This window comes from Sulfuricaulis sp. (assembly GCF_049587675.1).
GTDB lineage: Bacteria > Pseudomonadota > Gammaproteobacteria > Acidiferrobacterales > Sulfurifustaceae > Sulfuricaulis.
This window is the reverse complement of sequence record NZ_JBAVEJ010000018.1, coordinates 1-6303: the sequence shown is the minus strand read 5'-3', so window position 1 is coordinate 6303 and position 6303 is coordinate 1. Positions and strand designations below refer to the sequence as shown.

The window sequence follows — 6303 nt, the reverse complement described above, 5'->3', positions numbered from 1 at the left end:
GCTCGTTACCTAGTCAAGCAATCTACTGCGCCCTACTGAATGGATGTCGGCAAAACACATCGTCACTGATGCGAAACTAGGCGATTGCGGGCTTGAATTCAACGCCTCCAGTGCGACGGCGGTCGAGTTTTCCGCCAATTCTGGGATGCCCAAAGAAAATCGAATGACGCGCTCGCGCTGAACGGGCGCTGGGTCAGCTTCTGCTCGCCACGCGCCCGTCGGCCTTTCTGGCGCGCGCCATTGGGCAATTGCCAGAGATTGAGGCTGCATAGACACAATGGTATCACCGAAAGATGAGTAACCTATCCAAACTGCTGGCCAAGGGCGGCGAACTCGTTCAACAGGGCGATCTGGCTGGAGCAAAGGATGTGTTTGAGAAAGCCGCCAGGGATCACGTACACCACGCCGGGCCGTGGATCAGCCTGTCCGCCGTACATGGCATGAGCGGCAATTACAACGAGGCCTTGGGCTGTGCGCGCAAGGCCGTCGAGTTGGCGCCGAATTCCCTTCAGGGATGGGTGAATCTTGGGAACGCGGCACAGTCCAACGGCGATCTCAACCAGGCCGCGGAGGCCTTCAGGCGTGCCTGCGCACTGCCCGGTTGCCCTTCCGAGATAGTATTACTGTTGGGCCTCGCCCTGACACGGGCAAGGAAGTGGTTAGAGGCCGAGAAATCCCTGCGCGAATTTCTCTCACGTCACCCCAACCATCGGGAGGCCACCTTCGCGCTTGCAAGGGTGCTTGCCATGAAGGGCGAGTCCGCCTCCGCGGTCGCCATGGCCGAGCAGTATTGCCGCCAGCACTCCGGCGACGTACTTGCACTCCTGCAGCTGGGTGCGGTTTATATCGAACTCGGCCGTACCCAAGACGCATGGCGTGTCTGCGATCAGGCCATGAAGGTATCTTCCGGAAGTGTTGACGCGCTTTCTTTCAGGGCTTCGCTGCTGAATTACGAGGGTCGTTACCTCGAGGCGCGGGATACCTATGAGCAGTTGGAAAAGCTGAAACCGGGCGATCTGCAGGTATTGATCACGCTAGCTCGGACGTGCCACCAGTTGGGCGACACGAACGCCGGCATTGCCTACGCGCGCGCGGCCCTCGGAAAAAACCCGCGCGACGCCGAAACCTTGGCACTGTTAGGCAACATATTCATGCTGTCGGATCCCGCGGAAGCGCGCAGACTGATGGAAAAAGCGGTGGCGACCGCACCGAACAACCCTATAGCGCTGGCGCTCAAAGCTGACATCCTCGAGGTTGAAGGTGACAAACAGGGGGCATGGACGAACGCACGCAAGGCAATCGAGATTAACCCAGCCAGTGTCGAGGCGGCCATCGCGGCCGCCAATGTGGCGCCGGCGGCAGATAAAATAGACGAGGCAATCGAGTTGCTGGAGTCGCTTGTTGCGCGTCCCGGTGTTTCTTCCTCGAATCAACGGTCTCTGCGTTTTGCGCTCGCAAAGCTATGCGACAAGGTGGGGCAGTTCGATCGTGCATTCAATCATGCCGTGATCGCCAACCGGTTAAAGAATATAACATATAATATCAGTGCAACGCTGACCGAAATCAACCGCATCAAGTCTGTTTATTCAGCCGCCGCGGTGCCTACCCTTCCCCGTTCCCGTATCTCATCCGGATTACCTGTTTTCATCGTCGGCATGCCACGCTCGGGCACAAGTCTGCTGGAGCAGATCCTTTCCTGCCACAGCAAGGTACATGCCCGTGGAGAGACCAAGGATGTCGGAAAACTCTTGGCCGAGATTCCCTATTACCCTGATGGCGTGCGGAATCTCACACAGGAAAAGCTCGACGCGCTGGCGGGAACCTATATCCAGCGACTTCGGGAAATAGCGCCCTCGGCCACCCGCGTGACGGACAAGATGCCCGGAAATTACAAGTATCTTGGCATCATCAGCCAGCTTTTTCCGGATACCCGGGTGCTGCACTGCAAACGTGACCCGCGCGACGTCTGCCTGTCCAATTTCTTCCTCGATTTCAGCGACGGGATGGACTTCGCCTACGATCTCGAATCGCTGGCGCAGACTTGCAAGGCCTCGCGGGATCTCATGGATCACTGGAAAGCGGTTCTCCCTATTCCAATCCTGGATGTGCAATACGAGGAGCTGGTCGAGGATCCACGCACCTGGGTCGAACGCATTCTCGACTTCTGCGGTCTCGAATGGGAAGACGCCTGCCTCAATTTTCACGAATCGAAACGGCAAGTCATGACGGCGAGCTACGATCAGGTTCGGCGGCCGTTATACAAGAGCTCGAAAGCGCGCTGGAAGAACTATGCGCGACATCTGGAACCGGTGAGCCGGATTCTTGGTCTGAATGACGGTTGAGACAGGTGCGCCCATGCTCGCGCGGCGGCAGATAAACGTCGATGCCTACCAAAAGTGAGGCGATCGCCGCGCACCAGCGTGGCGATCTGAACGAGGCGGAACAGCTTTATCGCGATCTCCTCCACTCGGCACCTGCGGATGCCGAGCTTCACTACTACCTGGGGTTGTTGTGCCGGCAAACGGGACGTGCCGCCGAAAGCGCGCAATGGCTTCAGAAATCGATCGCGCTCGCCCCCGCCTCGTTGCCGGCGCTGCAGATGCTGGCTCGCGTGTGCGATGAAATGGGCGATACAGCAGGCGCTCTTCACGCTCTTGAACAGTACCTTACGCTTCGACCTGACGATGCAGGAATGCTCAACGTCAAGGGCCAGCTGCTCGTCCGTCTTGGCCGTCTGTCCGATGCCGAGCAGGCGTTTCGCCTGGCCGCCGAACGAAACGGAGCTGCGACCATGTTTCACGACCTCGGGTTTTGCCGCCAATTGCTCGGAAACCCGTCCGGTGCGGCAGCCGCTTACCAAGAGGCACTCCGGCGCGGTCACGATCATCCCAGGACCAAGCTATGGTTGGCTCAGTGCTTGCGGGCGGCCGGGCGAACAAAGGAATACTATGACATTGCCACGGACGCCGCTCGATCAACCCCCGATGACATCGAGCTGCTCATCGAATCGCAATCGGCATGCCGTTACGTATGCGACTGGGATGGTTTCGACCGCAACCAGCAACGACTGCTGACTCGCCTCCAGCGAATTATGGGATCGAACGGCGGAGAAGACGTTCCGCCGGGAATCCTGAATTACCTGGAGGTAGATGAAAGAACGATTTCTGACATGGCAAAACGGTACGCCGGACAACTCTCCGTAGCGGGCAAGATGTTGCGCCAGAATTTGCGCGCACCTGCGACGCCGCGATCCGGCAAGATGATCCGCCTGGGCTATCTTTCCACTGATTTCTTCACGCACGCTGTCGGTTCACTGGTGCGCGACCTGTTCGCCTGCCACGATCGCGCCCGCTTCGAGGTCCATGGTTACTCCCTGAGGCATCAGCCTGATGAGACGCAAATCCGCATCCAGCAGGGTTTCGACGTGTACCATATCCTGGCGGGCAAGGCCGCCCACGATATCGCGCAAACAATTCTGGACGATCAGATCGACATCCTTATTGACCTCGCGGGTTACACCAGTGCCGCGCAGCCAAGTGTGCTGGCTGCCCGCCCCGCGCCGGTCCAGATTTCCTGGCTCGGCTACCTCGGCACCAGTGGCGGCAATTTCATTGACTACATCATCGCCGATAACATCGTGCTCTCGCCGGAAATAGCCCGGAATTACACGGAGCGGGTCATTCGGCTGCCCTGCTACCTCGTGACCTCGCCGCTGCCATCGTCGGAACACCGTCCGTCACGCGAGGAGGCAGGACTCGGCAGCGCGGGATTCGTATTCTGCAGCTTCAACCAGCCTTACAAGCTCGACCGCCAAACTTTCACGGCATGGATGGATATCCTGCGCCATGTTCCGGGAAGCAGGCTCTGGATGTACGTACCCGACACGGCGGTCTGCGGCGGGAATCTGCGGCGTGAGGCCGCGCGCCTGGGCGTGGAGGCAGACCGGATTGTTTTCGCCGGGCGCGAGCCGATGGCGAACCATGTGGCGCGAATGTCGCTCGCGGACCTGTCGCTCGATCCCTTTCATATCAGCGGCGGCGCCACGAGCGTGGCCGCCCTGGCGGCCGGCGTACCGTTGCTGACGCTCCGGGGCGAATCGTATCTCGCACGCATGGGCAGCTCGATAAACTCCAGCCTGGGGATGGACGATCTGGATTGCACGGAGCCGGATCAATACGTCGCGAAGGCGGTGGAACTGGCGACAACGTCGGGAAGACTGGACGCCATCAGGAAAGAATTGGCGAAGGCGCTGCAAAACAGCCGCTTCTTCGATACGCGAAGCTTCGTATCATCGCTCGAAGAAGCATTGCAAAGCGCGTGGAACCACCACGAGGCGGGCTTGCCAGCCGTGGATATCAGTGTATCGGCTTCGTCACCGCGCCCTTGAAGACAACATGTCAAATCATCCCGCCGCCGCGATAACCCGCAGACGACACGTAGGCGGACAGAATATATCAGGCCCTCTTTCTTCGGCGTGCGACGGCCAGCAGTCCCAGCAAACCCGAACCGAACAGCCACGCCGCCGCCGGGAGCGGCACGACGGACGTCATGTTGGCGTTGAAGTTGGCGTTAAAGGTCTGGAACGGACCGCCAAGAACCATCGGGATACCCATGATGCCGTCGCCATTCCCATCGGCCGAGGACAGCATCCACGGGAGAGAAGCGTTCGGCATTCCGACTGAACCATACCCCGGCCCATCGTACAAGCAGTTTTTGATAGTGGGGCTTACGTAAACGCCGTTTACATACCTGTAATTGCAGTTTGGATTTGCCGTGCTACCGATACCGGAACCAAACACGCTGTTCCGGTTCCACACGACGGCCATGTCGATGTTGGAGGCGCCGCCCCAGTCGAACAGCATGTGCATGCCGAGCTGGCCAGTACCAACGACCATGTTCAGCATTCCACTCTCACCGTCCCAGGTGGTCGTGTGGGTGTTGAAGCTGTAGGTACCGGGAACGAACACCTGAATGTCGTGCGCCGTCCACGTATGACCGAAGAACGCCGTGGTGGACGAGGCCGTCACGTTGACGGCGCTGCCCGGACCGATGTAGTCCGTACTGGAATTGTAGGCGTTGCCGTCCCAGACCATGTGGACGTCGTTGGTGCCGCCGACGGTATAGCCACTCGGATCCAGCATCGTGAAGTTGGCGCTGTCGGTTGTCATGGCGCCTACACCGGACACGTTGGTCACGAGCGCAGCATTCGCTGCCGGCGCGCCGAGGGCCAGCGCGATGCTGGAAGCAATCAGGGATTTACGGATCAATGTCGGTTTCATGCTTGGTCTCCTCCATTTGTTGTGGTTCAAATCTTCCAAAATCATTATGACCCCATTGGGTGGATAGTGTGAATACTCACGCCGCCTTCACGCAGCGTTGATCCAATCCTCTACCACTAATCTCAATGTTTCTTGCGTCCGCGAGCTCGCAAGCTGCCCTGCCGGGCTGCCTGGCCATGGAAACTCGACAGCACTGCTCGCCGACGACATGCCAATAACCTGTTGAGGCATAGCGTAATCCTGTAAACTGCTGATCATTCACTGAATATATGATTGGAGTAGTTCATTGCAGCCGCTTGAAATCGAGCAACAGCTGAGGGATGCACAGCAGCATATCGCGTCAGGCATGCTTCACGACGCGGCGAGGATATGCGAGCAGATTCTGGCCGCCGGCCATGAGCACCCCGAGGCCTTGTATTCGCTCGCGGTGGTCAGCTATCAGGCGGGAAACGACGAAGAGGTGGCGCATCTGCTGCGCAGAGCCATTGCGATACAGCCTAATGACGTCCGCTTCCACGGTGCCTTGGGAGGGTATTTCCGCACTCGCGGCCAAAACCGCGAAGCCCTGGACTGTTTTCGTCGGGCTGTGCAACTTGAGCCCGATTCTGCGATCGCATTGCGTGCCGTGGGCGAGACATTGCTAGCGATGGATCTACGGGACGAGGCGGCAGCGGTTTATCAAAAGCTGCTGAAAGTCACTCCCGATGATCCGGCGGCGCTTAACGAGTTGGGTTTGATCTTGCTGCAGCGGGGCAGATCGGCAGAAGCCGCCGGTGTTCTCGAAAAAGTGCTGTCCCATGACAAGGAAGATACGGTGGCCATGGCCCGGCTGGGTTCCGCACTGGCAGATCAGGGTCGCCTCGAAGCGGCGCGGTCATATCTCATGCAAGCCATTACGCACGACCCGGAGCTTCATGAGGCATACAAAACTCTCGGCGATCTGGCTCATGCGGATGGGCGTCTGGAAGAGGCCGTGGAGTATTATCAGAAGCATCTTGAGGGCAAGCACAGCCTGGTCACATTG

At 58.8% G+C, this 6303-nt stretch carries 4 protein-coding genes; 3 read left to right on the top strand and 1 reads right to left on the bottom strand.

Annotated features, from left to right (window positions below):
* Positions 1-293: 293 nt before the first annotated feature.
* Together WB402_RS00875 and WB402_RS00870 are read left to right on the top strand one after the other, a co-directional pair.
* Positions 294-2342, top strand: coding sequence for a tetratricopeptide repeat-containing sulfotransferase family protein (locus tag WB402_RS00875; protein ID WP_424204828.1), 2049 nt, complete (start codon positions 294-296; stop codon positions 2340-2342).
* A gap of 41 nt (positions 2343-2383) precedes the next feature.
* The gene (locus tag WB402_RS00870; protein WP_424204826.1) at positions 2384-4387 is read left to right on the top strand and encodes a tetratricopeptide repeat protein; all 2004 of its coding nucleotides are present in this window, start codon (positions 2384-2386) and stop codon (positions 4385-4387) included.
* 67 nt (positions 4388-4454) lie between these two features.
* Here WB402_RS00870 and WB402_RS00865 read toward each other — a convergent pair whose 3' ends face one another.
* A complete protein-coding gene (locus WB402_RS00865; protein WP_424204824.1) occupies positions 4455-5279 on the bottom strand; it encodes a hypothetical protein in 825 nt (274 codons plus the stop codon).
* A 286-nt stretch (positions 5280-5565) separates the two neighbouring features.
* Here WB402_RS00865 and WB402_RS00860 point away from each other — a divergent pair.
* The coding region (locus tag WB402_RS00860; RefSeq protein WP_424204822.1) for a tetratricopeptide repeat protein at positions 5566-6303 on the top strand (738 nt) is incomplete at its 3' end.